Raw genomic sequence first — 25,976 nt, forward strand, 5'->3', positions numbered from 1 at the left:
CAATACGGCCCGGCACCGGCGGGGCCTCAAGGACCCGCTGATGCAAAACGTCGCCACGACAACCTCCGTGCTGGCAACGGGGAAACCTCCCCAGTGTGGGCACCATGCCCGTGGATGGCAGGTCTCCTGGCTCGCAGGTCGTGGCTTTTGAAAGCCGTCGGATTCTCCTCACCTTCCCAGGGTGTTCCGGCAACACGAAAGAGCGGACGATTCGTAGAGAAAGAGGCGTCCTGCCCCGGCTGATCGTGCTGCCACCCCAGTGGCTTTTCCGTCCTGCCGTTTTCGAGAAGCCGGTCGCACCTGCGACCCGTCACCACCTGAAACGGCAGAGCGGATGGAGAACCCTCGCTGCAATACAGTCGCGGGGTCGGCTGCGTTCGGCATGCCCGGTCTGGGTCCACGCCTTCGCATTCCCTTTTGCTCTCCGGACCGCATCTCTGCCGTCCGGAAACCATCCATGACGAGGATTAGGCCGAGGTCGGTGTCGAGTCAATCACGGCTGCGGCGCGGCGATGCGCCTTTGCGCCGCGGGGATGATCACGGCGCTGCCGTGCAGTTGGACGTCACGGCCGGATCGCATTCGGCGCGAAGCCGGATCGTACCGCTTGCACCCTGCTCCACCGGCGTTCCAGAGCCGATATCGGCCGCGCGCCGAGCGGGTTGCGCCGGGGCTCTCGGAGACGTCGGCTGGGCGGTGGCAGCCACCGGAGGGACTGCCATTTCCTTTGGCGGAGGTGGCGTCGCAGCAACCGGCGCTGCGGCAATGACAGGCTTCTGCGGCGCAGCCTTCGGCGCGGCTGCGGCCCGCGGCGGAACCGGAGACGTATTTGGCACGACCAACGATGCCGGATCGGTCTTGAGGCGCGTCGAAATGGTTCGGGCGGGTGGTGCGGCCCTGCGAATACGGGGCGTTGTCAGCGAAAAGGCGAAACGGATTCGGGCTGCGATTTCCTCGGCCAGCGCCTGACGGACCCAGCGCGGGTCGTCGGTCGGGCTATTGACGGTGAAGGACCCTTGCGCCACCGGCTCACCCGTTTCGACGGATGTCGCCGTCACCGTGAACTTCGCTTGAGCCAGGTGGCGTCGTGCACCCTCGCCGAAGCCGAGTCGGTCGATCTTGACCAGCAGCACGACACGTTCCGCACCCTGAGGCGCCCGGGTTGCTGCGATTGCTGCCGACACACGGCGGTCAATGCCGCCGATCAGGTCGAGCGGGATCCGTGCATCGGCCATGACGGTGACATTGCGAACGTAATAGACCAGTGGCCGGTCGATGCTGCGTCCATGCAGCAGTGTACACGATGCCAGCACCAAAAGGAGCCCGATGGCTGCGGCGAAACGGAGACTGCGAGCGATCATGACAACCCCGGACTGGTGATTCTGGACCAATCCGACAATTCGTCATTTATGGTTAGTGGAGGGTTAACTTTGCGGCTGAAGCGCCTGGAAGAGGGCGGCTGCCGACGCATATTCGGCGTATCGGGCGTCGCGACGCGCCTCCGCTTCGGCATCGGTGCCCCAGTGCTCGACTGCCCAGTCCTCGTCGATATGCGCGAGCGACCAGACTTCATCCAGGTCACAGGCGCCGTCGGCATAGGCAAGCGCCAGAACCGCCGAGCCGGTCAACGTCGTGACCACGTTGAGACATGAGATCAGGAAAGCGTCTCGATAACGCTCGAGTGCCCTTGTATAGGCGGCAATCGCTTCTGCCGGCTGTTCCTGATGCATGACGCCTTCCACCAGGAAGAAGCGGGTGCCATGAGCCGTCGTCGCCCAGGAGAGAACCGGATCCCAGCGGGCCGCCTGGCGGTCGATCAATTCTTTCGGGCCATCTGCGCGGTAACACAGCATGTCCGTCCCGGCGAAGCGGACGATTTCGTCGAAAACTTCCGCGAGGCTATTGGAGACGGCATCGATCGCCGTGTTGGCGAGCTTGGTGACCGGCATGGTCGCGGGGTCGATGTGTTCGCCCTGCCCTGCCCATTCCGCTGCCACGAGTTCGGCCGCCTCGCGGGTCGGCAGCTGCAGCAGGTTCTTGGCCGGCGTCTTGACCGGTTTGCCATCGAGCGTGATCGAGAAGCCTCCGTCGCGCTCATCAATACCGACGCTCTCGTAGAAGCGCTTCGGAAGCGGGCGCTTCATCTGGATCTGCGCCCGGCGCACGGGATCCTCGTGACTGTGCTCCGGAACAAAGGTCCCGAAAATGTCCTGATTGAGTTCGTCGCGCATCTTAGGCTCCTAGTGGATATAGGCCAGAAGGTCGGCGGGTCGTTCGACCACGGCATCGGCGCCGGCCTTCCAGAGCTCGTCCGGCGTGGCATACCCCCAGGCAACACCGATCGCGGTCGCGCCGGCGGCCTTCGCCATCTGCATGTCGTAGATCGCATCCCCGATCACAATGGTCTCGCGTGCCGCGATGCCCGATTCGTCGCAGCATTCGTTGACCATGGCCGGATGCGGCTTGGAGGGGCAGTCATCCGCCGTCCGGCAGAAGAGAAAATGGGGCGTCAGGCCTTGGCCTTCAAGGATCAATTCCAATCCGCGCCGCGACTTGCCTGTGACAGCGCCGAGCCAGATATCGTCGCGGGCAATCAGCGCGTCGAGCACTTCACGGATGCCGTCGAACATGGTCTCGCCGAAGCCTGAGGTCTGCCGCACATCGGCAAAGATCGACTTGTAGTGCGCCGCCATTGCGACCGCCTCGTCATCGGCATGCGGCTTGCCGTCCATGCGGGCGATCGCGATATCGAGCGTCAGGCCGATGATCGATTTGGTCGTCTCGAGGGCGGGCTCGGACTTGCCGAAGGCGATGAAGGTGTGGCGCATGACCTCATGGATCAGGCCCGCGCTGTCGACCAGCGTGCCGTCGCAATCGAAAAGAACAAGCTTCATTCGCCGTCCCTGTCACCGTCACGCTGGTCGAGACCAAGCAGGTTCCAGGTCTGGACCATGTGCGGCGGCAGCGGTGCCGTCACCTTCAGGCGACCACCATTGGGATGCGGAAGGTCGATCTGACGGGCGTGCAGATGCAGCCGCTTCTGGACGCCACCGGGGAAATCCCAGTTGTGATCATCGACGAAATACTTGGGATCGCCGATGATCGGATGGCCGATATGCAGCGCATGAACGCGCAGCTGGTGCGTGCGTCCCGTATAGGGCTCCATCTCCAGCCAGGCGAGGTTCTGGGCTGCAGTGTCGATTACACGGTAATAGGTGATGGCGTGGTCTGCGCCGTCCTCGCCGTGCTTGCAGACCCGCATGCGGTCGCCCTCATCGGTCTGGTCCTTGGTCAGCCAGGTCGAAATCTTGTCCTCGTGCTTGCGCGGCACGCCCTTCACCAGGGACCAGTAGATCTTCTTGGTATCGCGCTCGCGGAAGGCGGCCGTCAGTTTCTGGGCAGCGCCGCGCGTCCGGGCCACAACGAGCACGCCCGAGGTGTCGCGGTCGAGGCGGTGCACCAGACGCGGCTTTTCGCCCTTCCTGCTGGTCCACGCCTCGAGCATCTTGTCGATATGTCTGTTGAGACCGGATCCGCCCTGCACGGCAAGTCCGGCCGGCTTGTTGAGCACAAAGACCTTTTCGTCTTCGTGCAGCAGCATGCGCGACAGAAGCTCGTGGTCGTCGCCATGCTTGAGGTCATGGCTTGCAATCGGGCCGGTCTTCTTGGCGTCGACGTCCATGGGGGGCACACGCACGACCTGGCCGGGCTGGACGCGGGCATCGGTCTTGACGCGACCGCCGTCCACACGCACCTGCCCGGAGCGCAGCAGTTTCTGCAGGGCGCCGAAGCCGAGACCCGGGTAGTGGATCTTGAACCAACGGTCGAGCCGCATGCCCGCCTCGTCGGCTTCCACGGTGATATGTTCGATGCCTGCCATCAGGGAATTCTTTCGTGCTCGGGTTCTCCACCCACTTATCCCGTGCCTTTAGTAGATTTCGGCCCGAAAGGGAAAGCGGAAATGCAGGGACCGGGCTCAGAACAGGCTGCGCCCCAGTGCCAGGCCGCCAAATGCGGCCGCGAGCGACAGCGTCACGCTGGCCGCGACATATCCGAAGGCTGCTAAGATCGCACCCCGCTCGGCAAGTGCCATGGTGTCGAGAGAGAAGGACGAAAACGTGGTGAACCCGCCGAGAAAACCGACGACGAGCAATAGGCGCACCTCCATCGGGGCGGACAGCTTGCGCGCCACGAACTCCGTCAGGAGGCCGATCGCAAACGAGCCGACGATGTTGACGGTGATGGTGCCCCAGGGGAATCCTGGCCCGAGAAATCGCGTCATGGCAACACCGGTCAGGTAGCGGGCCACCGACCCGGTCGCGCCACCGATTGCGACCAGCAGTATATGGAACATGGATGCCTCCGGCTCAAACGGCTCTTGTCACTGCCGTTCAAGCCGGTTGGAACAAGCCCGTCAAGCCTTGGCCGCCGCAAGGAAATCTCCGACGAAGCGCGTGAGCAGCGACCAGTCGGTGAATTCGTGGTCACGGCTGACATCGGTCGGGGCATTTTCGACCTCCGCCATGCGGCGGATGATCCAGCGCTTGAAGAAATCATATTCCGTATAGCGCAGGGCGCCGGCGGCATGATGAATCATGGCCGGTCGCCAGCCGCTCTCGCTGATCAGAGCGTCCGGGAAGTGCATGGCCTCCTCTCGCTCCTCCTCGAATTCGCTGCGGATGAGAAGCGACACGGAGACAAAAGCCGAGGGCACGCTGTTCAGCCATGATGCCTCCTGTCGCACGAAACCTGAGAAAGCGGCCGGGTAACGCGCCGCGTGCACCGGGGCACACAGGATCGCCGCTTCCGGATGGGCAACCGCATATTCGCCACCCGAAGTGATGTCGAACAGCAAGGCCCGGTCCCCTCGTGCCTCGACGGCGGTGGCCACCGCGTCCGCGATCTTGCGCGTCTGTCCTTCAACCGTCGCATACCCGACGAGAATGATCATGTCTGTGCTCCTCTTCCAATCTGCCGCCATCATGAGGGAGGCAGCCGGGCCGCGCATTGATCTGGCGCAAGAGAAGGCCTCTCGGACAAACCCGGGATCCGTTGAGTTTTATTCAAATACACTCATTCTACTTAAAGATGCATAGATAACCGTAGTTTATGCTAATGTCGTTATGGAATATCTGGAAAAGCGCTCATGACACAGGTTGTCACAGTCTCAGCCCAAACCGCAGCTTATGCGATGGAATCGGTGAAACCGCCGCAGCGCGCGTCGCGTGCCTCCTATGTGGAAGAGCACACTCGCATGCTGGCACAGCAGGCTGCACAAAGCGAAGACTTGCGGCTGCGGGCGCTCGTTGCCATCGTTCAGCCGCCGGCGCTGTCACTCTACTTCCTCACCTCGACGCAACAACAGTTCGAGCAGGCAACGCTCCAGGAAACGATCGAGGCTTACAAGAACTCCATGACGTGAGACTGGCCTCACGAGGCACATGAAGAAAGCCGCGACCGATGAACGGTCGCGGCTTCTTTCGTTTCAACGGAGGTGCCTTGTTCAGTTGCCTCGGGCCGGACCGATCGGCAGAACCATGTCCACGGCACCGGCCTTCTCGAATGTCAGTGTGACATTGACCGTCGCACCTTCCTTGAAGGGCTCGGAAACCTTGTAGAACATCAGGTGCAGGCCACCCGGCTTCAGTTCAACCGTTTCGCCGGCTGGGATGACGATGCCGTCGTTCAGTTGGCGCATCTTCATGACGTCGCCTTCCATCGCCATTTCGTGCATCTGGACCTCGCCGGCCCCAGAAGACGTGACAGACACGAGGCGATCCTCGTCGCCGCCCTTGTTCGTGATGGTGACGAACCCGCCGCCGACCGGCTGACCGGGCAGCATGGCCCTGGCAAATCCTGCCGTGAGCTCGAGGTCTCCTGCCGTCACCGGCATAAAGCCGCCCGGGTCCATCGCGGCCATATGATCGCCATGGGCCGCGTGGCCGGCATGCGCGCCATGACCACCGGCAGCAGCCTGCGCGGCGGGAGCTCCCTGACCGGCATGGGTACCGTGGGCACCATGGCCGGCATGCGGATTTTCCTCAGCCGCCACTAGCTTCAGGACTGGCGCTGGACCATCCAGATCATGCGGGTCCTGACCGGGTGCTGCCACCTGATCCCAGGCGACCTTGGCATCCGCGCCGCAAAGCTGAATCGTCGGGAATGCGAGGCCAGTTGCCGGGTCGCCCGCAGCGATCTTACCGTAAACTGTAAAGGTGTCGTAGAAACTGTCCGGCAGATCGCCGCTCTTGAAACGGATCTCGACCGGCCCGGACTTCACTTCCTTGCCGTGATTGTCATAGCCCTTCTGGTAGTCGCCGGTGATCACTTCGATCTCCCAGCCCGGTTTCAGCATGGGCTTGGCAGAAATAAAGCCTTCAGGCAGCCTGATCTGCACCTCGTTGGTCGCCTTGCCGTCGCAACCATGCGGCACCTGCAGTGTGGCGGCGACGTAGGAGCCGATCTTTGCGGGCTGATTCGCAAAGGTCGCATGGGCGAATACGGATGAGGTCGAGGCAAGCGTGGTGATCGCGGTTGCGACAAGCAATTGGGTCTTCATGGCTATCTCTCCTTGCCGCGGTCCTTCTTGGCCGTCGGCTGTCGTCAGTCTTCGTCGGATGATAAATACAATCAGGCGAAGCGCGGCGGGCCGCGAAGACGCGGGCGATGGAGGAGATGGCCAGAGCGGACTACCGGTTCGACCGGGACAATCTCACCCAGGTTCCCGAACTGACCGAGGAGCCAGGATTGGTCTGCAGGCTCGGGCAACAGAGCAGCGCCAGCAAGGCGGCAGGCCTCGCAACCGCTCGCAGGCTTCACATGCTTGCGTCCCTGATCGCCGATGCAGAGATCGGCAAAGGTGCCGTCAGGCAGCGCATAGGCAAAAGACTGCACTTGGCTTGCCATTGCCGCCGGCATGCGATGCCCGAATCCGACAGACAGGAAGACCATGGCGCAGAACATGCGCAGGATCATCGTCGCTGTCTTGACCTTCGGCTTCATCCTGTCCCCCTTTGCACCCGATCCCTTATCGCGATGCCGCGATCAAGCCAAGGGGCGAGATGCCACAGGGACCGGGCAACCATGCGATAGCTTGCGCCAGCGCAAACACCACGCCTGCGCGACAATTATTTGCTTCGGAGCGACGCGGCCTCTTGCCAAGCCGCCACACTGCCGGATAATGCCTTTAAGACCTTGTTGGGAGAAACCGGTTCAATCCGGAGCCGAAGGAGCAACCGCCCCGGAAACTCTCAGGCAAAAGGACCACAAGGCGTCGACTGCACTCTGGAGAGAGGCCTGTTTCCAAAGCGGGCCAAGCCGAAGGGATAACAATCTCAGGCACAAGGACAGAGGGGGCTCATGAAGCGGCACACCCGTGCCCAGACTTGAGCAAGCGCGCGAGCGCTCAAAACCCGGAGGCGACGTCTTGAACGACCAGACCCAACTCAAACGCACCCCCCTTTACGATCTTCATGTGTCGCTCGGCGCCAAGATGGTGCCCTTTGCCGGCTACGACATGCCGGTGCAATATCCAGCCGGCGTGCTGAAGGAACATGTTCACACCCGCGCCGCTGCGGGCCTGTTCGACGTTTCGCACATGGGACAGGTCGAACTGATCGCGGCTTCCCGCACGTACGAAGACGCGGCACGCGCACTCGAAACCCTGGTCCCGGTCGACATCCTCGGCCTGAAGCACGGCCGTCAGCGCTATGGCTTCTTCACCGACGACAAGGGTGGAATTCTCGACGACCTGATGATCACCCGCCTCGGCGAACGCCTGCTGGTTGTCATCAATGCCGGCTGCAAGGATTCCGACATTGCGCATATGCGGGCCAAGCTTCCGGATGGCGTGCAGGTTTTCGTGCATGACGACCGCGCGCTTCTCGCCCTGCAAGGGCCGAAGGCAGAAGAGGTTCTGGCGGCATTGTCCTCCGATGTCGCATTCATGAAGTTCATGGATGTGCGCGAAGTCTCGCTCGGCGACATTTCCGCCATCGTCTCGCGCACCGGTTATTCCGGCGAAGACGGGTTCGAGATCTCTGTGCCCGCTGACCGCGCCACCGACCTCGCCAAGGCGCTCCTCGACCAGCCGGACTGTGCCCCGATCGGTCTCGGCGCCCGTGATTCGCTCCGGCTCGAAGCGGGCCTGTGCCTCTATGGCAACGACATCGACACCACGACGTCTCCGATCGAAGCCTCCATCGAATGGGGGATCCAGAAGGTCCGCCGCACGGGTGGCGCGCGCGCAGGCGGCTTCCCCGGTGCGACACGCATTCTTGGTGAACTCGAGAATGGTGTTTCCCGCCGCCGCGTCGGCCTGAAGCCCGAGGGCAAGGCGCCCGTGCGTCCGCCGGCAAAGCTGTTTGCCGATGCCGAGGGCAAGACCGAAATTGGCCATGTCTCCTCGGGTGGCTTCGGCCCTTCTGTCGAAGGCCCCGTCGCGATGGGCTATGTGCCGACCGAGATGGCCGTCCCCGGCACCCAGGTTTTCGCAGAGGTGCGCGGCAGGTTCCTGTCCCTTACCGTCACCGCCCTTCCCTTCGTCACCACCACTTATAAACGCTGAAAAAAATCTCCGGAGAGAACCATGTTGAAATTCACCGCTGAACACGAATGGCTGAAGATCGAAGACGGCGTTGCCACCGTCGGCATCACGGCCCATGCCGCCGGCCAGCTCGGCGATCTCGTCTTCGTCGAACTGCCGGACGAAGGCACGGAATTCAAGAAGGATGGCACCGCTGCGACCGTCGAGAGCGTCAAGGCAGCCTCGGACGTCTACTGCCCGCTGGATGGTGAGATCGTCGAGATCAACCAGGCCATCGTCGACGATCCGTCGCTGGTCAATTCCGATCCAGAAGGTGCCGCCTGGTTCTTCAAGCTGAAGCTCGCCAATCCTTCCGACGCAGACGCGCTGCTCGACGAGGCCGCCTACAAGGAGCTGATTGCCTGATGACGACGGAATTCCAGTTCACGGACTACGATCCGTACGACTTCGCCAATCGGCGCCATATCGGCCCCTCGCCGGCCGAAATGACGGAGATGCTGAAGGTGATCGGCTATCACTCGCTGGACGAGATGATCGACGACACCGTACCCAGCTCGATCCGCCAGAAGGTGCCGCTCACCTGGGGTGCGGCGATGACCGAGCGTGAGGCGCTCGACAAGCTGCGCGAGACGGCCAACAAGAACAAGGTCCTGACCTCGCTGATCGGCCAGGGCTATTACGGCACGATCACGCCGCCGGTCATCCAGCGCAACATCCTGGAAAACCCGGCCTGGTACACGGCCTATACGCCCTACCAGCCGGAAATCAGCCAGGGCCGCCTGGAGGCGCTCCTCAACTACCAGACCATGGTGACAGACCTCACCGGTCTCGACGTGGCCAATGCTTCGCTGCTCGACGAGGCAACGGCTGCTGCCGAAGCCATGGCACTGTGCCAGCGCAGCGCCAAGACCAAGGCGACCGGCTTCTTCGTCGACAAGGACTGCCATCCGCAGACCATCGCGGTCATCCAGACCCGCGCCGAGCCGCTCGGCTGGACCGTCACCGTCGGAGACCCCTTCACCGATCTCGACCCGACCGATGTGTTTGGCGCGATCTTCCAGTATCCGGGCACGCACGGACACGTCCGTGACTTTTCCGGCCTGATCGCCCGCCTTCACCAGACCGGCGCTCTTGCTGCAGTGGCCGCCGACATTCTCGCGCTGCTGCTTCTGAAGTCGCCCGGTGAAATGGGCGCCGATATCGCCATCGGATCGACCCAGCGTTTCGGCGTACCTGTCGGTTATGGTGGTCCGCATGCGGCCTATATGGCGGTCAAGGATGCCATCAAGCGTTCCATGCCCGGCCGCCTCGTCGGTGTGTCCGTCGATGCACGCGGCAACCGCGCCTATCGCCTGTCGCTGCAGACCCGCGAACAGCATATCCGCCGCGAAAAGGCGACGTCGAACATCTGCACCGCCCAGGTGCTGCTCGCCGTCATGGCGTCGATGTATGCGGTCTTCCATGGGCCGCAAGGCCTGAAGGCGATTGCCCAGCAGGTGCACCGCAAGACCGTTCTGCTCGCCAAGGGGCTGGAAAAGCTCGGCTATACGATCGAGCCGGAGACCTTCTTCGACACGATCACCGTCGAGGTCGGCCACATGCAGGGGCTCGTCATGCGGGCCGCCGTTGCGGAAGGGGTCAATCTGCGCAAGGTCGGTGAGACCAAGGTCGGCATTGCCCTCGACGAACGCACACGTCCGGCCACGCTCGAGGCCGTCTGGCGTGCCTTCGGAGGCAAGTTCAATGTCTCGGAGTTCGAAGCCGATTACCGGCTGCCCAAGGAACTGCTGCGTACCAGCGAATACCTGACGCATCCGATCTTCCACATGAACCGCGCGGAAAGCGAGATGACCCGCTACATCCGCCGGCTGTCGGACCGGGACCTGGCCCTCGACCGGGCGATGATTCCGCTCGGGTCCTGCACGATGAAGCTGAACGCGACGGCCGAAATGCTGCCGATCACCTGGCCGGAATTCTCCGATATCCATCCCTTTGCCCCTCAAGATCAGGCGCTGGGCTACAAGGAGATGATCGACGACCTCTCGGAGAAGCTCTGCGCGGTCACCGGTTACGATGCGATCTCGATGCAGCCGAATTCTGGAGCTCAGGGCGAATATGCGGGCCTCCTGACAATCCGCGCCTATCACATAGGGCGCGGCGACACCCACCGCACCGTCTGCCTGATCCCGACCTCGGCCCATGGCACCAACCCGGCCTCCGCCCAGATGGTCGGCATGACCGTCGTGCCGGTAAAGTCGAAGGAAAACGGCGACGTCGATCTCGATGATTTCCGCGCGAAAGCGGAAGCGCATGCAGACAATCTCGCCTGCTGCATGATCACCTATCCTTCCACGCATGGCGTGTTCGAGGAGACGGTGCGGGAGATCTGTGAGATCACCCACCAGTTCGGTGGCCAGGTCTATCTCGACGGGGCGAACATGAACGCCATGGTCGGTGTGTCCCGTCCCGGCGACATCGGCTCGGATGTTTCCCACCTCAACCTGCACAAGACCTTCTGCATTCCGCATGGCGGCGGCGGTCCGGGCATGGGCCCGATCGGCGTCAAGGCGCATCTTGCGCCCTTCCTGCCCGGGCACGTCTCGACCGACGGTCGTCCGGGTGCGGTCTCGGCCGGTCCTTACGGTTCGCCCTCGATCCTGCCGATCAGCTGGTCCTACTGCCTGATGATGGGTGGCGAAGGCCTGACGCAGGCGACGAAGGTGGCGATTCTCAACGCCAACTACATCGCGGCGCGCCTCAAGGGTGCCTATGACGTGCTCTACACGTCGGCCTCGGGCCGCGTGGCGCATGAATGCATCATCGACACCCGTCCGCTGCAGGCGTCTGCCGGCGTGACCGTCGACGACGTTGCCAAGCGCCTGATCGATTGCGGCTTCCATGCGCCGACCATGAGCTGGCCGGTGGCAGGTACGCTGATGATCGAGCCGACCGAGTCGGAAACCAAGGCCGAGATCGACCGTTTCTGCGAAGCGATGCTGGCGATCCGCGAGGAAGCCCGCGACATCGAAGACGGCCGGATGGACAAGACCAACAACCCGCTGAAGAACGCCCCGCATACGGTGGAAGACCTGGTCGGCGAATGGACTCGTCCCTACAGCCGCGAACAGGCCTGCTATCCGCCGGGCGCCTTCCGGGTCGACAAGTACTGGTCTTCGGTCAACCGCGTAGACAATGTCTACGGCGATCGCAACCTGGTGTGCACCTGCCCGCCCATGGAAGCCTATGCAGAAGCCGCCGAGTAACGGCCTCAGTATCGACACAGGAACGCCGCCCTTGAGGCGGCGTTCATCATTTGTGGTGACAGATCGAAAAAGCCTGTGATGGAACGGAATGCGGCAATGTCCGTTCTTCTGCTGCTCAACACAGGAGAACAGACATGCGCAACACTCTCATCCTCGCCGGTGCAGCGGCCCTCATGACGCTCTCGGCGTCGGCCAATGCGCAGGAAACTGTCATCATCCAGCAGGCCCCGGTCGCGACACAGTCGACAATTGTCGTGCCAGCCCCGGTCGAAACTTATGTCATGCAGCGCGAAGTGCGCTCGGTGCCCTACGAAGGCGACGTGATGATCGGCCGCGTTATCGAAGACCCCGTCGAACTCTATCCGGTCGATGGCTATGACGGCTATTCCTATACAGTGGTCAACGAGCGGCGCGTGATCGTCGATCCGCAGACACGGCAGATTATTCAGATCATTGAATAAGCCTGACGGACGCAGAAGCTGAAGAACCCGGTGCCGAGCGCCGGGTTCTTTCGTTCCAGCGGCGCTGGTGTCTCAAATCAGGGCATTGGCAGAATACCTCTTCCTCAAGCCGAAACCATGCACGTTCGGACATTGCTAACTCGCACCGCCTATTCTGATGTTCTGAAGTTGGGTTTGAACGCAGGATCACGCCATGAGTATTTCGGCCGTCATGAGCATTTCGCTTTCGGGCATGAAAGCACAGCAGACGCGTCTTGCCGCATCGGCTGATAATGTCGCCAATGCCATGACGCCAGCCTATGATCGGCTCGAAACCAGATACTCCAGTTCGACCCAAGGCGGTGTGGCCGTCTCCGCCAGCCCATCCGGCGCTGCGACCTTCGGCGACGGTTCGAATGTGGATCTCGCTTCGGAAATGATATCGCTGGTTCAGAGCGAACTCGGCTTCAAGGCCAATGCGAGCGTCTGGGAAACCGGAGCCGACATGTGGGACGTGCTGATGAGCATCAAGCGCGACTGAGGCATTTCCTTCTCCGGCCGCCAACGCGCGTCCTCAGCCTCACCTATAATAGTACCTGACCGAACCTACGACTCATCTAGGGATCAGACGCCAGTCATCACTGCGCAGGCCCGGTTGCTACCGATCGGGTCTCTTTGTCGTATCGAGAGGATTTGTTATGCGCTTCAAACTGATCATCGCACTTGCCGCAAGTTTGCCGATGCTGGCTGGCGCCAGCGCTGCCCAGGCTCAGACCCAGGGTGACTGGGTTCTTGGCAACTACAAGGGTGCCGGCTACTGGTTCCCCGGCATCGCCGAGAAGGTCGCTGGTGGCAAGGTCACCATCCGCTATGACGACGGAGAGCGCGAGACCGTTTCGACCCGCAACGTTCGTCCCTATGACTGGATGATCGGCATGAAGGTCGAATGCAATTTCAAGGGCAAGGGCGACTGGTATCCCGGCACGATCGCATCGCTGTCAGGCGAAAAGATCGGCATCGCCTATGACGACGGCGACAAGGAAACGACAAAGACCGGTCGCTGCCGTTCGAACTGATCAGCTCGCTCACTTCTGGCCGGCGGGACAGTCTCGTCGGCTGAGAGGAAGCATGTTCGTCCAGCTTCGGCGCGACTTGGGTACAAGCCGAACGCACGACCCGGGCCATGCGTGCGGCTTGGGCAAATTTTGGGCTTGTTCAACGAAAACAGGCGAATGCGTTGTCGCAGGGTCATTCAACGATTGCAATTGGCGGAAACTTCTGGCCACATTCCCAAGTTGTAAACGGTTGCATCAGGGATTCCATGTATAACGACACACTGAACCACCTGAAAACTCAGATTTTCCCCGCCGACATCCGTGATTGCGACCGCTTGAAGACCCATTTTCGGCAGCATCTGAAGACGGCAGTCAGCTTCGTCGAGAGCAATGACTACATTGAGGACTGTCTCTTCCAGATCGACGAGGCTCTCGAACGGCTCTGCGAAAGCCATGGTGAGAGCCTCGATATCCGGACTTACCTACTGGGCGCGATCGAAGCGCTCCGGGACGAACTCCATCTTTGCCATGTCGAGATGAATGTCCGCCAGACTGCCGTCGGCTACTGACAATGTCCGCGTGCGACCACCGCCGCTCCTGCGACGCTCCAGTCCGTCTGCCGCGGCCAGCGAAACCATCTGCAGAAGATGGTCCAGGAAGAGCGCGTCGTCACTGAGCGGCTCCTTCTGCGAAACGCCCTTGATGATTTCTCTCAGGCTACGCACCTGCTCCTCCACGATCGAGCGCACGTAGATATCGGAGGATGGGAATTGGCCATCCGTCATGTCATTCTCCTGCCATTCTTGGATATTGGTGTGTTCCATGCGGCTCGTCGGCGAAGGCGAGACGCGCGAGTGGCGACGGGCCAAAAGGGTTGCCCGGCGCAAGTTCGAGGTCGAGGACGCTTCCAGTGATGCCGTAGAGTTCGTGGTGTTTCAGAAGGCCGGCCATGGATGGCCTGGCCGTGATCGGTAGGATCAGCGAACCCTCCAGGACACTCGGGGCGGCAAGAGGCATTACCTCCCACCCGGTGGTCATCAAGAGGTTGACCAGCTTCGGATGGGTTTCGACGAGCAGCATTTCGATCCCCGAGACGAGGCAATACTCCATCACCCCGGTCATCAGGATGTGAGAGATCGGCACGCCCGCGATGGTCTGGTCGGAGACCTCGGCGATGCAACGCGTCCATTCGAAAATCCGTTCGCCGCGCGGCCAGTCGGCTCCATCCATGAGATGGGGATAAACGTCCGACAACAGATGCGGCTTCAGTGTCGGGAGGAGCCGGCTGTATCCGACGACGTCGCTGGCGACGAGCAGTGGCAGGTGGATCGCCTCTTCTCCGTCGAACTGGTCAATCTCGCGACCGTCAGCCCGGCGGCACGCGTCCCAGCCAAGTCTTTCGACAAACTGGCGATGGCGGAAACGCCAGACCCGTTCCATGATGTCAAAGCAGTCATGCGTCGCTGCGCCCAGGATCGTCGCAAGCATGCTGCCCCCCCTAAATAAGCCCGGGTGAACAGTGGGGCATGGGGGGCGAATTCAATATAGGCCGTTCTGCCTATTTATCTGATGATGCCAAGCCGAATCGATTCGGCAATCAGTTGCGCGCGATTGACGGAATTCAACTTGCGGCTGGCGGAGGCAATCTCATGCTGAACCGTTTTCTCAGAGATTCCGAGGATCTGGCCGATCTCCCAATTGGTCTTTCCGGCAGCACACCACAGGATCACCTCGCGCTCACGTGGCGTGACCTTTGCGACATCCGGGACAGCCTTCTCCCGGCCCTCCGACAGGAAGGCACGCAACCGGTTGTGCGCATAGATTGAAATGATGTGCAGCGCTCCGCGCTGCTCCTGGGACAGATCCACCTTTCGGGCGCCAAAGGTCACGATCGCCTGAAATCCTCCGACGGAATGCAGCGGAACGCTGTAACCGTCATACATTCCGAATTCCGTGGCCTCGTTCATCACTCGCTTTGCGGCCCGGGTGACAGGTTTGTCGGCGAGTGCCTCCGACCAGACGAAAGCCTCATCGGACATTTTCGTGCGGTAGATGACAGGATCCACATGGACATAGTTCTCCTGCACATAGCGTTCGAACCAACCATCCGGCCAGGCATTCAGCATGAAATAGGGGTCGATGCGCTCACTGGGCAGCGGTATGCCGGAGATCGCATAACAGTCCATGCCAAAGGCCTTGGCCGCCGTATCCAGGCAGGCAAGGACCTCATTGTTGTCGCGGGCCCGCGACGACTCCGTGATGAAATCGAACATCGCATTGGATGTGGCCTGCCTGTCTGACATCGATACCCCGCATCATCCCCGCTGTGACATGCGTCACATCTAGCATGAGGAACGGCGCAGCGGCCTGATCAACATTGGATTTCCAATGAAAAGTGTCTCGCATGACACGGGCGAGCCAGGAGCACACGCAGTCTCGATCCGTCAGAGCACGGCAGACAAGCTATGCAGGAGTGCAGTCAGGCCAAAGACGATCAGAATGATCGCCGACACCCGGCCGACCACTGCAGAAAAGCCGTCCGGCAATCGCGTGCGCAAGAGGCTCACCAGGCCGCTGAGAAAGAACCACCACCCCAGCGACCCCAGAAAGACACCCGCGACAAGCAGGGCCGCGGTCGCGCCGCCTTGCCCGGCCGCCAGCCCCAATCCAGCGAAGATCGCTGCAAAAGACAGGATGGTTGCGGGATTGGCGATGGTCAGGAGAAAGGTCGCCGCCGTGGTCGACAGCAATCCGCGCGCGTCGACCGATGCGGCCGAGACCTGCAGACGAGGCTTCAATCCCTTGATACCAAGATAGATTAAAAAGAAGCCGCCGAAGACCTGCAGCGGCAGTTCGATCCAGCCGAGAACGGCCCCGAGAGCCGTAAATCCGGCCGCAGCCATGAGTGCATAGACGCCGTCGGCAATCGCGGTTCCAAGGCCACCTGCGACGCCGGCCCAGAAGCCGCGTTCCAGGGTGCGGTTGATGCAGAGCGCGCCGATCGGCCCAAGCGGCGCCGCAATGGCAATGCCCAGTACGAGCCCCTTGCCGAAGACGACGGTGTCCATCTCACTCGGACCCGATCACGTAGCTGCGTTCGCTCGTGGTCGACAGCGCAATCATTGTCTCGCTGCGGGCAATCAATCGTTCGCCCTTGAGGTCGGCCAGGAAGGCCTCGATCCCGGTCAGATCGGCCGTTCGGATCTTCACCATGTAGGACCAACTGCCGGTCACGTGGTGACACTCGAGTGCCGCCGGATGGTTCTCCACATAGTCCCGGAAGGCAGCCTGTTCGGTATCCTGCGGTAGCGTCACCAGTATGAAGGCGGTGATCGGCAGTCCGATCGCTGCCGGATCCACCTCCAGCGTGAAGCGCCTGATGGCGCCCGACGCCACCAGACGCCTGATGCGTTCGTTGACGGCAGAGGGCGAAAGCCCTACCACATCCCCAATGCTTGCGAGGGAGCGACGGGCGTCTTCGGCGAGAAGATCGATTATTTTGCGGTCACTGGTATCCATGGCCGCAGCTTATTTGCCGAAACCTGCATTCCGCAAGATATTTTTTTGAGCAACCGCAGGAAAACAACGAATCGGCTCGCCGAGACGATGAGCCATCACGCTGTGCGGTCGGATTGACGGCCCCCGTACATCACTCAGGCAGTAGCACTCTCGCGTTGTCGGGCGAGTTCAGCCAGATCGGCAGCTTTCAGTTCGACCGATTCGCCGCAACCGCAGGCCGAGGTCTGGTTCGGATTGTGGAAGGTGAAACCGGAACGCAGTGTCGTCGTCTCGAAGCCCATCTCCGTCCCGAGAAGATAGAGGACAGCAGCCGGATCAATCCAGACGGCCGCGCCATCCTTTTCGACGCGATCATCCCGGGGATTAGGCTCGGTCACCAGGTCAATGGTGTATTCCATCCCGGCGCAGCCACCCTTCTTTATCCCGACCCTGATGCCCTTGGTCCCGGGAGCGGAATTCTCGACGATTGCCCTGACACGTGCGGCAGCCGCATCGCTCATGGTCATTACCTCAAAGCCCATCGGCACAGTCTCCAACAACGACCGGGTTCAAGGTCCGGCGTTTCTGTCAATCAATGTAAGGGACACGCCCCGGTCGTTCAATAGCGCCAGCGCTATGCGAGCCGATCAAACCGCTCTGCACGAGGCCATTGCGATGCTTGCATGCCTGTCGCACCGTTTGCCCATCAGGCCAGACCGAACGCGAAACGGCCCACGCGAGGCGGGCCGTTCGTTCACTGCCAGATTCTCTCAGTACCAGCCGACGGCGACCTGCGCCTCTTCGGACATGCGGTCCGGGGTCCACGGCGGATCGAAGCTCATCTCCACCTCGACGCCCGCAACGCCCTCGACCGCCCCAACCGCATTTTCGACCCAGCCCGGCATCTCGCCGGCGACTGGGCAACCCGGTGCCGTCAGCGTCATCACGATCTTCACCGTGCGGTCGTCCTCGATGTCGATCTTGTAGATCAGACCGAGCTCGAAGATATCGGAGGGAATTTCCGGGTCATAGACCGTCTTCAGCGCCGCAACGATGTCGTCCGACAGGCGCGCCACTTCTTCCGGCGGAATGGCGGTGTGAATAATGCCTTCGCGGACATCCGGCTTGGTTTCAATCTCTGTCATGGCATCTTTCCTCAGGCAAAGAAGCTGCGCGCATAATCGAGCGCGTCGGCCAGCGCATCGACTTCTTCGCGGGTATTGTAAAGGCCGAACGAAGCGCGGCAAGTGGACGTCACGCCGAAGCGAGCAAGCAACGGCTGGGCACAATGCGTGCCCGCACGGACCGCGACACCGCGACGGTCGATCATGGTGGACACGTCATGGGCGTGAATGCCGCCAAGTTCGAAGGAGAAGATCGCTCCCTTGCCCGGCGCATTTCCAATGATCCTCAGCGAATTGATCGCCGACAACCGTTCATGCGCGTAGGCGCGCAGGCTCTCCTCGTGGGCGGCGATCGCCTCGCGACCGAGGCTCTCCATGTAGTCGAGCGCATAACCCAAACCGATCGCCTGGACGATCGGCGGCGTGCCGGCCTCGAAGCGATGCGGCGGCTCGTTATAGGTGACATAGTCCTCGGCGACCTCGATGATCATCTCGCCGCCGCCCATGAAGGGGTCCATATCCTTCAAACGGTCCATCCTACCCCAGAGCACGCCGATGCCCGAGGGGCCATAGAGCTTGTGGCCTGTGACGGCATACCAGTCGCAGCCGAGATCCTGGACGTCGACCGGCATGTGGACGGCGCCTTGGCTGCCATCGACCAGCACGGCGATACCACGCTCGCGGGCAATGCGGCAGACTTCCCTGATCGGCACGACGGTGCCGAGCGCGTTCGACATGTGGGTGATGGCGATCAGCTTGGTGCGCTCGGTGAGGCAGTTTTCGAAGGCCTCCATGTCGAAAGCGCCATCATCGGTAACCGGTGCCCAGACGAGCTTGGCACCCTTGCGTTCCCTCAGAAAATGCCAGGGCACGATGTTGGAGTGGTGCTCCATGATCGACAGGACGATCTCGTCGCCCTCGCCGATATGTTTCATGCCCCAGCCATAGGCGACCGTGTTGATCGCTTCCGTCGAGGACTTGGTGAAGATCACCTCGTCGATCGACGGAGCATTCAGGAATCGGCGCACCTTTTCGCGTGCTGCTTCATAGGCATCGGTCGCGGCATTGGACAGGAAATGCAGGCCACGATGCACATTCGCATATTCGTGAGAATACGCATGCGACACCGCGTCGATCACACTCTGCGGCTTTTGCGAAGAAGCCGCATTGTCGAGGTAGACCAGCGGCTTGCCATAGACCTCGCGCGACAGGATCGGGAAATCCCGCCTGACGGCTTCAACGTCGTAACCTGTGCGTGCCGCGATCGTGTCAGCCATGATGCTCCAGCCAGTCGGTGATGATCTCTTCCAGAGCTTCGACGAGCGGCTCGTTTTCGAGCTCCTCGACGATTTCGGCGACGAAGCCGTTGATCAGCAGCGCCCGCGCCTTCTTTTCCGGAATGCCGCGCGACATCAGGTAATAAAGATGGCTCTTGTGGATGTCGGCGACCGTCGCGCCATGCGCACACTGGACGTCGTCGGCAAAGATTTCGAGCTCCGGCTTGACCGAGAATTCGCAATCATCCGACATGAGCAATGTGTTGCAGGCCATGCGGGCATCAGTCTTCTGGGCATTCGGGGCGACCCTGATCATGCCCTGGAAGACACCCTTGGCCCGGTCGAACACCACATTGCGGATGATTTCCGTCGATGTCGTGTTCGGCACGTCGTGGCCGAGCGTCATGGTGACGTCCGTATGCGTGTCGCCGCCGAGCAGGTTGACGCCGCGCAGCATGAAGTCACAGCCTTCGCCAACCGTCTTCACGTGAATTTCCTGGCGCACCAGCTTGCCACCGGCATTGATGACGAAGAGGCGGAACCTGGCATCAGTGCCCAGTTCGACGCGGATCTGACCAAGATGGGTATCGGCATCGCCCTCACCCTGCAGGATGATCCAGGTGATCTCGGCACCTTCGCCAAGCTTCAGATCCGCGACGACGGAGGCAAGTGCTGCCGAACCGCTCTGGCCGACATGCCGCTCGATGACGGTTGCCTTCGAACCCTTGCCGAAGGTCGCCGGGAAGCGCAGGTGCAACTGGCCGGCGGCATGCACCGATTGCAGCTCGATCGGGCCTTCGACGTCGGCGTTGTCGGCCACATCGAGCGTGAAACCGTCACGCACGAAGGCGCCGTTGAGGCGACCGATCGTGTCGTCGCTGTTGAAGGCGGTCAGACCCGCAGCCGCAGCACCATTCGACAGAGCCTCGCGATAAAGCGAAACGCTCACCCCCTCCGGCAAGGATGCCGGCGTCTGGGCCACGCCCTGCAGGACATTGAGCACGGTTGCGCCCGCCACCAGCGGTTTGACCGCCTTGGCAACGCCCTGCAGCTCTTCGGCCGGAAGCGCACGCAGGAGCGCCTTCAGATCCGTGTAGTGGAAGGTCTCGACGCGGCGCGTCGGCAGACCTTGACGCTTCAGCGCGTCGAACAGACCATCGCGCTTCAGAACAACGGCGCCATCCCCGGGGAGGCTGCCGATCTGGTTGTTATAGGCGTCGATGATCTGGGTCTCGGCTACGGTGAGCCGGTTGGCCGCTTGCAATGTCATCGTTGCAACTCCTTTAAAACTTGAAACCGCTTAGGCCGCCTGACCGGTGATGTCGGCATAGCCGTTGGCTTCGAGTTCCAGCGCCAGGCTCTTGTCGCCCGACTTGATGATCTGGCCCCGGTAGAGAACATGCACGCTATCGGGCACGATGTAATCGAGCAGGCGCTGGTAGTGGGTGATGACGACGGTCGCACGATCAGGACGCTTCAGCGCGTTGACGCCATCGGCGACAATCTTCAGGGCGTCGATGTCGAGGCCGGAATCGGTTTCGTCGAGGATGCAGAGCTTCGGCTCGAGCAGCGCCATCTGCAGGATTTCGGCGCGCTTCTTCTCGCCACCGGAGAAGCCGACATTGAGCGGACGCTTCAGCATGTCAGGGTTGATTTTCAGTTCGCCAGCGGCTTCCTTGACGCGACGGATGAACTCCGGCGTCGTCAATTCGTCCTCGCCACGCGCCTTGCGCTGCGAATTCATCGCGACCTTCAGGAACTGCATGGTGGCAACGCCCGGGATTTCGACCGGATACTGGAAGGCAAGGAAAATGCCCTTGGCGGCGCGCTCGGCCGGGTCAAGTTCCAGAATGCTCTCGCCGTTGTAAAGGATATCGCCTTCGGTGACTTCGTAGTCTTCGCGGCCTGCGAGGATGTAGGACAGCGTCGACTTGCCAGAGCCGTTCGGGCCCATGATGGCAGCGACTTCGCCGGCCTTCACGGTCAGGTTCAGGCCCTTGATGATTTCGGTGCCGTCTTCGGCGATGCGGGCATGGAGATTGCGAATTTCAAGCATGGACAAATCCTTTCGGACGAATGGGGTCACGCGCCAGGCGCAGCGAAATAAGTGAGCGGGTGGTCGACCTCAGCCGACCGAACCCTCGAGCGAGATGTTGATCAGCTTCTGTGCTTCAACCGCGAATTCCATCGGCAACTGCTGGATGACGTCGCGGACGAAGCCGTTGACGATCAGGGCGATTGCCTCTTCTTCCGGGATGCCGCGCTGCATGGCGTAAAACTTCTGGTCCTCGGAGATCTTCGAGGTCGTCGCCTCGTGCTCCACCTTGGCCGTCGAGTTCTTCACCTCGATGTAGGGCACGGTATGCGCGCCGCAGGTGTCACCGATCAGGAGCGAATCGCAATTGGTGAAGTTGCGGGCGTTTTCCGCCTTGCGGTGCATCGAGACCTGGCCACGATAGGTGTTCTGCGACACGCCGGCCGAGATGCCCTTCGAGATGATCCGGCTCTTGGTGTTCTTGCCGAGGTGGATCATCTTGGTGCCGCTGTCGACCTGCTGGTGGCCGTTGGAGACGGCGATCGAGTAGAACTCACCCTGGCTGTCGTCGCCGCGCAGGATGCAGGACGGGTATTTCCAAGTGATCGCAGAGCCGGTCTCGACCTGGGTCCAGGAAATCTTGGAGCGGTCGCCACGGCAATCGCCACGCTTGGTGACGAAGTTATAGATGCCGCCCTTGCCGTCCTTGTCGCCCGGATACCAGTTCTGGACGGTCGAGTACTTGATCTCGGCGTCGTCCATGGCAACGAGTTCGACCACGGCTGCATGCAGCTGGTTCTCGTCTCGCTGGGGTGCCGTGCAACCCTCGAGATAGGAGACATAGGCCCCTTCTTCGGCGACGATCAGCGTACGCTCGAACTGGCCGGTGTTCTTCTCGTTGATGCGGAAATAGGTCGACAGTTCCATCGGGCAGCGAACGCCCTTCGGAATGTAGACGAAGGATCCGTCCGTGAAGACTGCGCAGTTCAGCGTCGCATAATAGTTATCGGTGACAGGGACGACCGAGCCGAGATATTTCTTCACCAGATCCGGATATTCGCGGATCGCTTCCGAAATCGACATGAAGATCACGCCGGCCTTCATCAGCTCGGCCTTGAAGGTCGTCACGACCGAGACGGAATCGAAAACGGCATCGACGGCGATCTTCGAGGTCTGGACACCAGCCAGCATTTCCTGCTCGCGCAGGGGAATTCCGAGCTTCTCATAGACCTTCAGAAGTTCCGGATCGACGTCGTCGATCGACTTCGGACCGGCAGCCGTCTTCGGTGCCGCATAGTAATAGATGTCGTTGAAGTCGATCTTCGGATAGTCGACGCGAGCCCAGGTGGGCTCGACCATTGTCAGCCAGCGCCGGTAGGCGTCGAGGCGCCATTCGAGCATCCATTCGGGCTCGTTCTTCTTAGCCGAAATGAAGCGGACGATGTCTTCCGACAGACCCTTCGGGGCCTTGTCGACTTCGATCGTGGTTTCAAAACCGTACTTGTACTGGTCGACGTCGATGAGGCGGACCTGATCGATCGTTTCCTGCACAGCAGCCATGGTCGTTCTCCAATCTTGCCGGGCCAAATTCCGGCAGCTTGTTAACGTTGGGCGGTGATCCGCCATACTTAAGGTTCCCGAGCCATCTTTTCACCCCTCTTGGCAAGGGAAAAACGATGGTCGGCGCGTATTTTTACCGCCTCAGGCGGCCTTTCCCGCCAATTTTCGTCGTGCCGCGATCTTGGCAAAGGTCAAGACGAAGCGGTCGATTTCCGCCTCCGTCGTCGACGGCCCGATCGACAGGCGCAGTGCACCTGTCGCGGCATCTTCGCCCATTGCGGTCAGCACATGGCTCGCGCCGACCTTGCCGGACGAGCATGCGGCTCCGGCCGACAGAGCAACACCTTCAAGGTCGAAGGCAATCTGTCCGGTTTCCGCCTTGAGCCCCGGCAGATGGAAGAAGCTGGTATTGCCGACCCGCTCGCTGCCGTCACCATAGATGACAGCGTCCGGAGCGGCCGCACGCAGTCCCGCTTCGGCGCGGTCACGCAACGCGGTGATCATTACATTGCGCTTCACCAGATCCGCTGTCATCTCCCGTGCCGCAGCACCGAAGCCGGCGATCGCGGCGAGATTTTCCGTCCCGGCCCGGTGGCCCTTCTCCTGCCCACCGCCGCGCACCAGCGGTTCCGGCATCAAGGTCTCGCCTCGCGACACCAACGCACCAACGCCTTTGGGACCGCCGAGCTTGTGGGCCGACAGAATCAGGAAGTCGGCGCCGAGTTCGGATATCGACAGCGGAATACGGCCTGCCGCCTGTACGGCATCGACCACCAGCAGCCCACCGAACTTCTTTACGATGGCCGCCGCGTCCTGGATCGGCTGGACGATGCCGGTTTCGTTGTTGACCAGCATGACCGCCACCAGTGGCAGCCCGTCCGCCGGATCATGATCGGCCAGCAACGCAGCAAGCGCCTCAAGATCGATGACACCCGAGCGCATGACTGGAATTTCGCTCACCCGGTCCGCCGGAAAACGCCCGCCGGCGCGAATGGCAGGATGCTCGATCGCCGAGACAAAGAGCCGGCCGATCGCTACCCGGGCCTTACCCATGCGGTAAAAGGGAGACAGGACATGGTTTGCGGCTTCGGTGGCGCTGGCCGTGAAGGTCACATGGGCCGGCTCGGCACCCACAAGGCCGGCCACATCGCGGCGCGCCTTCTCGATGACAGCACGGGCCGCACGCCCTTCGGCGTGCACGGAAGAGGGGTTGCCGGGCATGGCGAGCGCATCGAGCACGGCCTCGCGCGCCGCGCCCAGAAGGGGTGCGGTGGCGTTCCAGTCGAGATAGATGCGCTCAACAGCCATCCTGGCTTTGGTCTCCCCTGCGTTCGGCGGCGCATTTTCCTTGAAATTTCCGCCGGGCTTGCCTTATGACACCTTCACCCCGGATGCGATGCCATCCAGTTTCGAACGGTTCTAAACTTCGTTCTAGAAAAGCTGACTGACTTCGTCAAGTCAGCTTTCTGATTTGGTGTTGACGAACCGCAAAAATGTCAGGGACCGGAACCTTATGCCCGAAGTGATTTTCAACGGCCCCGCGGGTCGTCTCGAAGGCCGTTATCAACCCTCCAAGGAAAAGAGCGCACCGATCGCGATCATCCTTCATCCGCATCCGCAATTCGGCGGAACGATGAACAACCAGATCGTCTACCAGCTGTTCTACATGTTCCAGAAGCGGGGCTTCACAACGCTTCGCTTCAACTTCCGCGGCATCGGCCGCAGTCAGGGCGAGTTCGACCATGGTGCGGGCGAGCTCTCCGACGCCGCCTCCGCTCTCGACTGGGTGCAGAGCCTGCATCCGGATTCGAAAAGCTGCTGGGTCGCCGGCTATTCCTTCGGCTCCTGGATCGGCATGCAGCTTCTGATGCGCCGCCCCGAGATCGAAGGCTTCATGTCGATCGCGCCGCAGCCCAATATCTACGACTTCTCCTTCCTCGCCCCCTGCCCGTCATCCGGCCTGATCATCAACGGCGACGGCGACAAGGTTGCGCCGGAAAAGGATGTGCTCGGACTCGTCGACAAGCTCAAGACGCAGAAGGGCATTCTGATCACCCATAAAACGGTACCGAGTGCCAACCACTTCTTCAACGGCCAGGTGGAAACGCTGATGGCCGAATGCGAGGACTATCTCGACCGCCGCCTCGACGGCGAACTGGTCCCCGAGCCGGCCGCCAAGCGGATCCGGTAAATTCAAGAGCCTCAAACGAATGGCGCGGATCACTTCCGCGCCATTTGGTTTTCAACACGTGCGGTCTCGGTCAATTTGTCTGGCGATGTATCGCATGCGGCGTTCATGGAGTGCTGCCGACCATGACCTCAACCCCCAACTTTGATGCCGTGGGCCTCGCGGGCGGTGGAAACCGTTGCTACTGGCAGAGCGGCTTTCTGAAGGCCTATAGCGAGCACCAGAACCTCAGCCCGCGCTTCTACGTGTCCGTCTCTGCCGGAGCCTATCACGGCGCCATGTTTCTCGCCGGCGTCGGGGACCGTATCCGTGCATCGGCCTTCGCCTTTGCCGAAAAGGGACTTCGCGGCCTGGATTGGCGTGCCATCAGACGGCGGGAATCGCCGCTGGTCGTCGGATCGCTCTTTCGCCAGTTGCTCGCGAGCGAATTCGGCGACGAGGAACTGAAAACGCTGAAGGCCGCACCGCCGATGTTGATCCAGTTGTCCGGTGTGCCCGACTGGATGCCGGGCGCGCTGGGCGCAATCGGATCGATCGGCGCTTACCAGGTCGAAAAACTCCTGACCGACGGCGCACATTCGCGGGCCGGCGCTCGCATGGGACTGCGCCCCGTCTGGGTCTCGACGCACAACATCGACTATCCCGCCGAACTCGTCGACGCGTTGATGGCCACGTCTTCTGTGCCGCCCTTCATGCCGGTCGGCCGCGTCAGGGGCCGCGCCTATCTCGACGGCGGACTTGTGGACAATCCGCCGCTGATGAAACTCCGCGAGGTCGAGGACAAGGGCTGGCACACGCTCCTGCTCACCACCCGCTACGGCCGCAAACCGCCATCGGCCCCCAACCGGATCGTTGTTGGCCCGAGCGAGGACATTCCGGTGAGCAAGTTTGCCGTGGGCGACGCCGCCGGTATCCGGCACGCCTATGAGGTGGGGCTAAGGGACGGGCTGGATTTTGCAAAGCAAGGGCTCGCCTCCCTAACCGTCTCCTGAC

General features: G+C 61.5%; 30 protein-coding genes and 2 riboswitches. Of the genes, 9 read left to right on the forward strand and 21 right to left on the reverse strand.

Annotated features, from left to right (window positions below; genetic code table 11):
• Nucleotides 1-98 precede the first annotated feature (98 nt).
• Nucleotides 99-471, reverse strand: a riboswitch (cobalamin riboswitch).
• A 66-nt stretch (nucleotides 472-537) separates the two neighbouring features.
• From LJE98_RS16625 to LJE98_RS16650, 6 genes are all read right to left on the reverse strand, one after another.
• The gene (locus LJE98_RS16625) at nucleotides 538-1,359 is read right to left on the reverse strand and encodes a hypothetical protein (RefSeq protein ID WP_229576332.1); all 822 of its coding nucleotides are present in this window, start codon (nucleotides 1,357-1,359) and stop codon (nucleotides 538-540) included.
• Between the two features lie 63 nt (nucleotides 1,360-1,422).
• Nucleotides 1,423-2,229, reverse strand: coding sequence for an ATP12 family chaperone protein (locus tag LJE98_RS16630; RefSeq protein WP_229576333.1), 807 nt, complete (start codon nucleotides 2,227-2,229; stop codon nucleotides 1,423-1,425).
• A gap of 9 nt (nucleotides 2,230-2,238) precedes the next feature.
• Complete coding sequence (locus tag LJE98_RS16635) at nucleotides 2,239-2,892, reverse strand: HAD-IA family hydrolase (protein ID WP_229576334.1); 654 nt, start codon at nucleotides 2,890-2,892, stop codon at nucleotides 2,239-2,241.
• Entirely contained in the window at nucleotides 2,889-3,878 is a 990-nt protein-coding gene (locus LJE98_RS16640) for an RluA family pseudouridine synthase (protein WP_229576335.1), read from the reverse strand. The genes LJE98_RS16635 and LJE98_RS16640 overlap by 4 nt, the downstream gene beginning before the upstream one ends.
• A 96-nt stretch (nucleotides 3,879-3,974) precedes the next feature.
• Entirely contained in the window at nucleotides 3,975-4,352 is a 378-nt protein-coding gene (crcB, locus tag LJE98_RS16645; RefSeq protein WP_229576336.1) for a fluoride efflux transporter CrcB, read from the reverse strand.
• Between the two features lie 60 nt (nucleotides 4,353-4,412).
• A complete protein-coding gene (locus LJE98_RS16650; protein ID WP_229576337.1) occupies nucleotides 4,413-4,949 on the reverse strand; it encodes a flavodoxin domain-containing protein in 537 nt (178 codons plus the stop codon).
• 195 nt (nucleotides 4,950-5,144) lie between these two features.
• Here LJE98_RS16650 and LJE98_RS16655 point away from each other — a divergent pair, with 195 nt between their 5' ends.
• On the forward strand, nucleotides 5,145-5,420 hold the full coding sequence (locus LJE98_RS16655; RefSeq protein WP_229576338.1) for a hypothetical protein: 276 nt from the start codon (nucleotides 5,145-5,147) through the stop codon (nucleotides 5,418-5,420).
• Between the two features lie 81 nt (nucleotides 5,421-5,501).
• On the opposite strand, the gene LJE98_RS16660 is transcribed toward LJE98_RS16655, so the two are convergent.
• Nucleotides 5,502-6,557, reverse strand: coding sequence for a DUF1775 domain-containing protein (locus LJE98_RS16660; RefSeq protein ID WP_229576339.1), 1,056 nt, complete (start codon nucleotides 6,555-6,557; stop codon nucleotides 5,502-5,504).
• Between the two features lie 71 nt (nucleotides 6,558-6,628).
• Nucleotides 6,629-7,000 carry a hypothetical protein gene (locus LJE98_RS16665; protein ID WP_229576340.1) on the reverse strand — a complete coding sequence of 124 codons (372 nt, stop codon included), beginning with the start codon at nucleotides 6,998-7,000 and terminating at the stop codon, nucleotides 6,629-6,631.
• 185 nt (nucleotides 7,001-7,185) lie between these two features.
• Nucleotides 7,186-7,274, forward strand: a riboswitch (glycine riboswitch).
• A gap of 150 nt (nucleotides 7,275-7,424) precedes the next feature.
• Here LJE98_RS16665 and gcvT point away from each other — a divergent pair.
• From gcvT to LJE98_RS16695, 6 genes are all read left to right on the forward strand, one after another.
• Nucleotides 7,425-8,564: a glycine cleavage system aminomethyltransferase GcvT gene (gcvT, locus tag LJE98_RS16670; protein WP_229576341.1), complete on the forward strand. Its 1,140-nt coding sequence runs from the start codon at nucleotides 7,425-7,427 to the stop codon at nucleotides 8,562-8,564.
• 21 nt (nucleotides 8,565-8,585) lie between these two features.
• Nucleotides 8,586-8,948, forward strand: a complete 363-nt coding sequence (gene gcvH / locus LJE98_RS16675; RefSeq protein WP_229576342.1) for a glycine cleavage system protein GcvH — start codon at nucleotides 8,586-8,588, stop codon at nucleotides 8,946-8,948.
• Complete coding sequence (gene gcvP, locus LJE98_RS16680; RefSeq protein WP_229576343.1) at nucleotides 8,948-11,806, forward strand: aminomethyl-transferring glycine dehydrogenase; 2,859 nt, start codon at nucleotides 8,948-8,950, stop codon at nucleotides 11,804-11,806. Before gcvH ends, gcvP begins: the two co-directional genes overlap by 1 nt.
• 134 nt (nucleotides 11,807-11,940) lie before the next feature.
• Nucleotides 11,941-12,267, forward strand: a complete 327-nt coding sequence (locus LJE98_RS16685; protein WP_229576344.1) for a DUF1236 domain-containing protein — start codon at nucleotides 11,941-11,943, stop codon at nucleotides 12,265-12,267.
• A gap of 193 nt (nucleotides 12,268-12,460) precedes the next feature.
• Nucleotides 12,461-12,787 carry a flagellar basal body protein gene (locus LJE98_RS16690; protein WP_229576345.1) on the forward strand — a complete coding sequence of 109 codons (327 nt, stop codon included), beginning with the start codon at nucleotides 12,461-12,463 and terminating at the stop codon, nucleotides 12,785-12,787.
• Between the two features lie 157 nt (nucleotides 12,788-12,944).
• On the forward strand, nucleotides 12,945-13,322 hold the full coding sequence (locus LJE98_RS16695) for a tudor domain-containing protein (protein WP_229576346.1): 378 nt from the start codon (nucleotides 12,945-12,947) through the stop codon (nucleotides 13,320-13,322).
• A gap of 176 nt (nucleotides 13,323-13,498) precedes the next feature.
• Here LJE98_RS16695 and LJE98_RS16700 read toward each other — a convergent pair whose 3' ends face one another.
• The 13 genes from LJE98_RS16700 to LJE98_RS16760 all read right to left on the reverse strand — a co-directional run bounded on the left by LJE98_RS16700 (nucleotide 13,499) and on the right by LJE98_RS16760 (nucleotide 24,103).
• The gene (locus LJE98_RS16700) at nucleotides 13,499-13,756 is read right to left on the reverse strand and encodes a hypothetical protein (protein WP_229576347.1); all 258 of its coding nucleotides are present in this window, start codon (nucleotides 13,754-13,756) and stop codon (nucleotides 13,499-13,501) included.
• 27 nt (nucleotides 13,757-13,783) lie between these two features.
• Entirely contained in the window at nucleotides 13,784-14,086 is a 303-nt protein-coding gene (locus LJE98_RS16705) for a hypothetical protein (RefSeq protein WP_229576348.1), read from the reverse strand.
• Nucleotide 14,087: 1 nt separating this feature from the next.
• On the reverse strand, nucleotides 14,088-14,789 hold the full coding sequence (locus tag LJE98_RS16710) for an acyl-homoserine-lactone synthase (protein ID WP_229576349.1): 702 nt from the start codon (nucleotides 14,787-14,789) through the stop codon (nucleotides 14,088-14,090).
• 74 nt (nucleotides 14,790-14,863) lie between these two features.
• Nucleotides 14,864-15,604 carry a helix-turn-helix transcriptional regulator gene (locus LJE98_RS16715; protein ID WP_229576350.1) on the reverse strand — a complete coding sequence of 247 codons (741 nt, stop codon included), beginning with the start codon at nucleotides 15,602-15,604 and terminating at the stop codon, nucleotides 14,864-14,866.
• Nucleotides 15,605-15,745: 141 nt separating this feature from the next.
• The gene (locus LJE98_RS16720) at nucleotides 15,746-16,369 is read right to left on the reverse strand and encodes a LysE family translocator (protein WP_229576351.1); all 624 of its coding nucleotides are present in this window, start codon (nucleotides 16,367-16,369) and stop codon (nucleotides 15,746-15,748) included.
• A 1-nt stretch (nucleotide 16,370) separates the two neighbouring features.
• Complete coding sequence (locus LJE98_RS16725) at nucleotides 16,371-16,820, reverse strand: Lrp/AsnC family transcriptional regulator (protein WP_229576352.1); 450 nt, start codon at nucleotides 16,818-16,820, stop codon at nucleotides 16,371-16,373.
• A gap of 134 nt (nucleotides 16,821-16,954) precedes the next feature.
• Entirely contained in the window at nucleotides 16,955-17,341 is a 387-nt protein-coding gene (gene sufA / locus LJE98_RS16730) for a Fe-S cluster assembly scaffold SufA (protein ID WP_229576353.1), read from the reverse strand.
• Nucleotides 17,342-17,569: 228 nt separating this feature from the next.
• Nucleotides 17,570-17,944 carry an SUF system Fe-S cluster assembly protein gene (locus tag LJE98_RS16735; RefSeq protein ID WP_229576354.1) on the reverse strand — a complete coding sequence of 125 codons (375 nt, stop codon included), beginning with the start codon at nucleotides 17,942-17,944 and terminating at the stop codon, nucleotides 17,570-17,572.
• 11 nt (nucleotides 17,945-17,955) lie between these two features.
• Nucleotides 17,956-19,200 carry a cysteine desulfurase gene (locus LJE98_RS16740; RefSeq protein WP_229576355.1) on the reverse strand — a complete coding sequence of 415 codons (1,245 nt, stop codon included), beginning with the start codon at nucleotides 19,198-19,200 and terminating at the stop codon, nucleotides 17,956-17,958.
• Nucleotides 19,193-20,470, reverse strand: coding sequence for a Fe-S cluster assembly protein SufD (gene sufD / locus LJE98_RS16745; protein ID WP_229576356.1), 1,278 nt, complete (start codon nucleotides 20,468-20,470; stop codon nucleotides 19,193-19,195). The genes LJE98_RS16740 and sufD overlap by 8 nt, the downstream gene beginning before the upstream one ends.
• 30 nt (nucleotides 20,471-20,500) lie before the next feature.
• Nucleotides 20,501-21,256, reverse strand: a complete 756-nt coding sequence (sufC, locus tag LJE98_RS16750) for a Fe-S cluster assembly ATPase SufC (protein ID WP_229576357.1) — start codon at nucleotides 21,254-21,256, stop codon at nucleotides 20,501-20,503.
• A gap of 69 nt (nucleotides 21,257-21,325) precedes the next feature.
• Nucleotides 21,326-22,795, reverse strand: a complete 1,470-nt coding sequence (gene sufB, locus LJE98_RS16755) for a Fe-S cluster assembly protein SufB (RefSeq protein ID WP_229576358.1) — start codon at nucleotides 22,793-22,795, stop codon at nucleotides 21,326-21,328.
• Nucleotides 22,796-22,936: 141 nt separating this feature from the next.
• Nucleotides 22,937-24,103, reverse strand: a complete 1,167-nt coding sequence (locus LJE98_RS16760; RefSeq protein ID WP_229576359.1) for a cysteine desulfurase family protein — start codon at nucleotides 24,101-24,103, stop codon at nucleotides 22,937-22,939.
• A 205-nt stretch (nucleotides 24,104-24,308) separates the two neighbouring features.
• Here LJE98_RS16760 and LJE98_RS16765 point away from each other — a divergent pair, with 205 nt between their 5' ends.
• Both LJE98_RS16765 and LJE98_RS16770 read left to right on the forward strand, forming a co-directional pair.
• A complete protein-coding gene (locus LJE98_RS16765) occupies nucleotides 24,309-24,986 on the forward strand; it encodes an alpha/beta hydrolase (RefSeq protein ID WP_229576360.1) in 678 nt (225 codons plus the stop codon).
• Between the two features lie 122 nt (nucleotides 24,987-25,108).
• A complete protein-coding gene (locus LJE98_RS16770) occupies nucleotides 25,109-25,975 on the forward strand; it encodes a patatin-like phospholipase family protein (RefSeq protein WP_229576361.1) in 867 nt (288 codons plus the stop codon).
• Nucleotide 25,976: the final 1 nt, after the last annotated feature.

The organism is Rhizobium sp. 'Codium 1' (assembly GCF_020889605.1).
In the GTDB taxonomy this organism is placed as follows: domain Bacteria; phylum Pseudomonadota; class Alphaproteobacteria; order Rhizobiales; family Rhizobiaceae; genus Allorhizobium; species Allorhizobium algae.

Coding starts and splice junctions, on each gene's coding strand:
- LJE98_RS16625 (WP_229576332.1), bottom strand. CDS start 1,359: ATGATCGCTCGCAGTCTCCGTTTCGCCGCAGCCATCGGGCTCCTTTTG.
- LJE98_RS16630 (WP_229576333.1), bottom strand. CDS start 2,229: ATGCGCGACGAACTCAATCAGGACATTTTCGGGACCTTTGTTCCGGAG.
- LJE98_RS16635 (WP_229576334.1), bottom strand. CDS start 2,892: ATGAAGCTTGTTCTTTTCGATTGCGACGGCACGCTGGTCGACAGCGCG.
- LJE98_RS16640 (WP_229576335.1), bottom strand. CDS start 3,878: ATGGCAGGCATCGAACATATCACCGTGGAAGCCGACGAGGCGGGCATG.
- crcB (WP_229576336.1), bottom strand. CDS start 4,352: ATGTTCCATATACTGCTGGTCGCAATCGGTGGCGCGACCGGGTCGGTG.
- LJE98_RS16650 (WP_229576337.1), bottom strand. CDS start 4,949: ATGATCATTCTCGTCGGGTATGCGACGGTTGAAGGACAGACGCGCAAG.
- LJE98_RS16655 (WP_229576338.1), top strand. CDS start 5,145: ATGACACAGGTTGTCACAGTCTCAGCCCAAACCGCAGCTTATGCGATG.
- LJE98_RS16660 (WP_229576339.1), bottom strand. CDS start 6,557: ATGAAGACCCAATTGCTTGTCGCAACCGCGATCACCACGCTTGCCTCG.
- LJE98_RS16665 (WP_229576340.1), bottom strand. CDS start 7,000: ATGAAGCCGAAGGTCAAGACAGCGACGATGATCCTGCGCATGTTCTGC.
- gcvH (WP_229576342.1), top strand. CDS start 8,586: ATGTTGAAATTCACCGCTGAACACGAATGGCTGAAGATCGAAGACGGC.
- gcvP (WP_229576343.1), top strand. CDS start 8,948: ATGACGACGGAATTCCAGTTCACGGACTACGATCCGTACGACTTCGCC.
- LJE98_RS16685 (WP_229576344.1), top strand. CDS start 11,941: ATGCGCAACACTCTCATCCTCGCCGGTGCAGCGGCCCTCATGACGCTC.
- LJE98_RS16690 (WP_229576345.1), top strand. CDS start 12,461: ATGAGTATTTCGGCCGTCATGAGCATTTCGCTTTCGGGCATGAAAGCA.
- LJE98_RS16695 (WP_229576346.1), top strand. CDS start 12,945: ATGCGCTTCAAACTGATCATCGCACTTGCCGCAAGTTTGCCGATGCTG.
- LJE98_RS16700 (WP_229576347.1), bottom strand. CDS start 13,756: ATGGCTTTCGCAGAGCCGTTCGAGAGCCTCGTCGATCTGGAAGAGACA.
- LJE98_RS16705 (WP_229576348.1), bottom strand. CDS start 14,086: ATGACGGATGGCCAATTCCCATCCTCCGATATCTACGTGCGCTCGATC.
- LJE98_RS16710 (WP_229576349.1), bottom strand. CDS start 14,789: ATGCTTGCGACGATCCTGGGCGCAGCGACGCATGACTGCTTTGACATC.
- LJE98_RS16715 (WP_229576350.1), bottom strand. CDS start 15,604: ATGTCAGACAGGCAGGCCACATCCAATGCGATGTTCGATTTCATCACG.
- LJE98_RS16720 (WP_229576351.1), bottom strand. CDS start 16,369: ATGGACACCGTCGTCTTCGGCAAGGGGCTCGTACTGGGCATTGCCATT.
- LJE98_RS16725 (WP_229576352.1), bottom strand. CDS start 16,820: ATGGATACCAGTGACCGCAAAATAATCGATCTTCTCGCCGAAGACGCC.
- sufA (WP_229576353.1), bottom strand. CDS start 17,341: ATGGGCTTTGAGGTAATGACCATGAGCGATGCGGCTGCCGCACGTGTC.
- LJE98_RS16735 (WP_229576354.1), bottom strand. CDS start 17,944: ATGACAGAGATTGAAACCAAGCCGGATGTCCGCGAAGGCATTATTCAC.
- LJE98_RS16740 (WP_229576355.1), bottom strand. CDS start 19,200: ATGGCTGACACGATCGCGGCACGCACAGGTTACGACGTTGAAGCCGTC.
- sufD (WP_229576356.1), bottom strand. CDS start 20,470: ATGACATTGCAAGCGGCCAACCGGCTCACCGTAGCCGAGACCCAGATC.
- sufC (WP_229576357.1), bottom strand. CDS start 21,256: ATGCTTGAAATTCGCAATCTCCATGCCCGCATCGCCGAAGACGGCACC.
- sufB (WP_229576358.1), bottom strand. CDS start 22,795: ATGGCTGCTGTGCAGGAAACGATCGATCAGGTCCGCCTCATCGACGTC.
- LJE98_RS16760 (WP_229576359.1), bottom strand. CDS start 24,103: ATGGCTGTTGAGCGCATCTATCTCGACTGGAACGCCACCGCACCCCTT.
- LJE98_RS16765 (WP_229576360.1), top strand. CDS start 24,309: ATGCCCGAAGTGATTTTCAACGGCCCCGCGGGTCGTCTCGAAGGCCGT.
- LJE98_RS16770 (WP_229576361.1), top strand. CDS start 25,109: ATGACCTCAACCCCCAACTTTGATGCCGTGGGCCTCGCGGGCGGTGGA.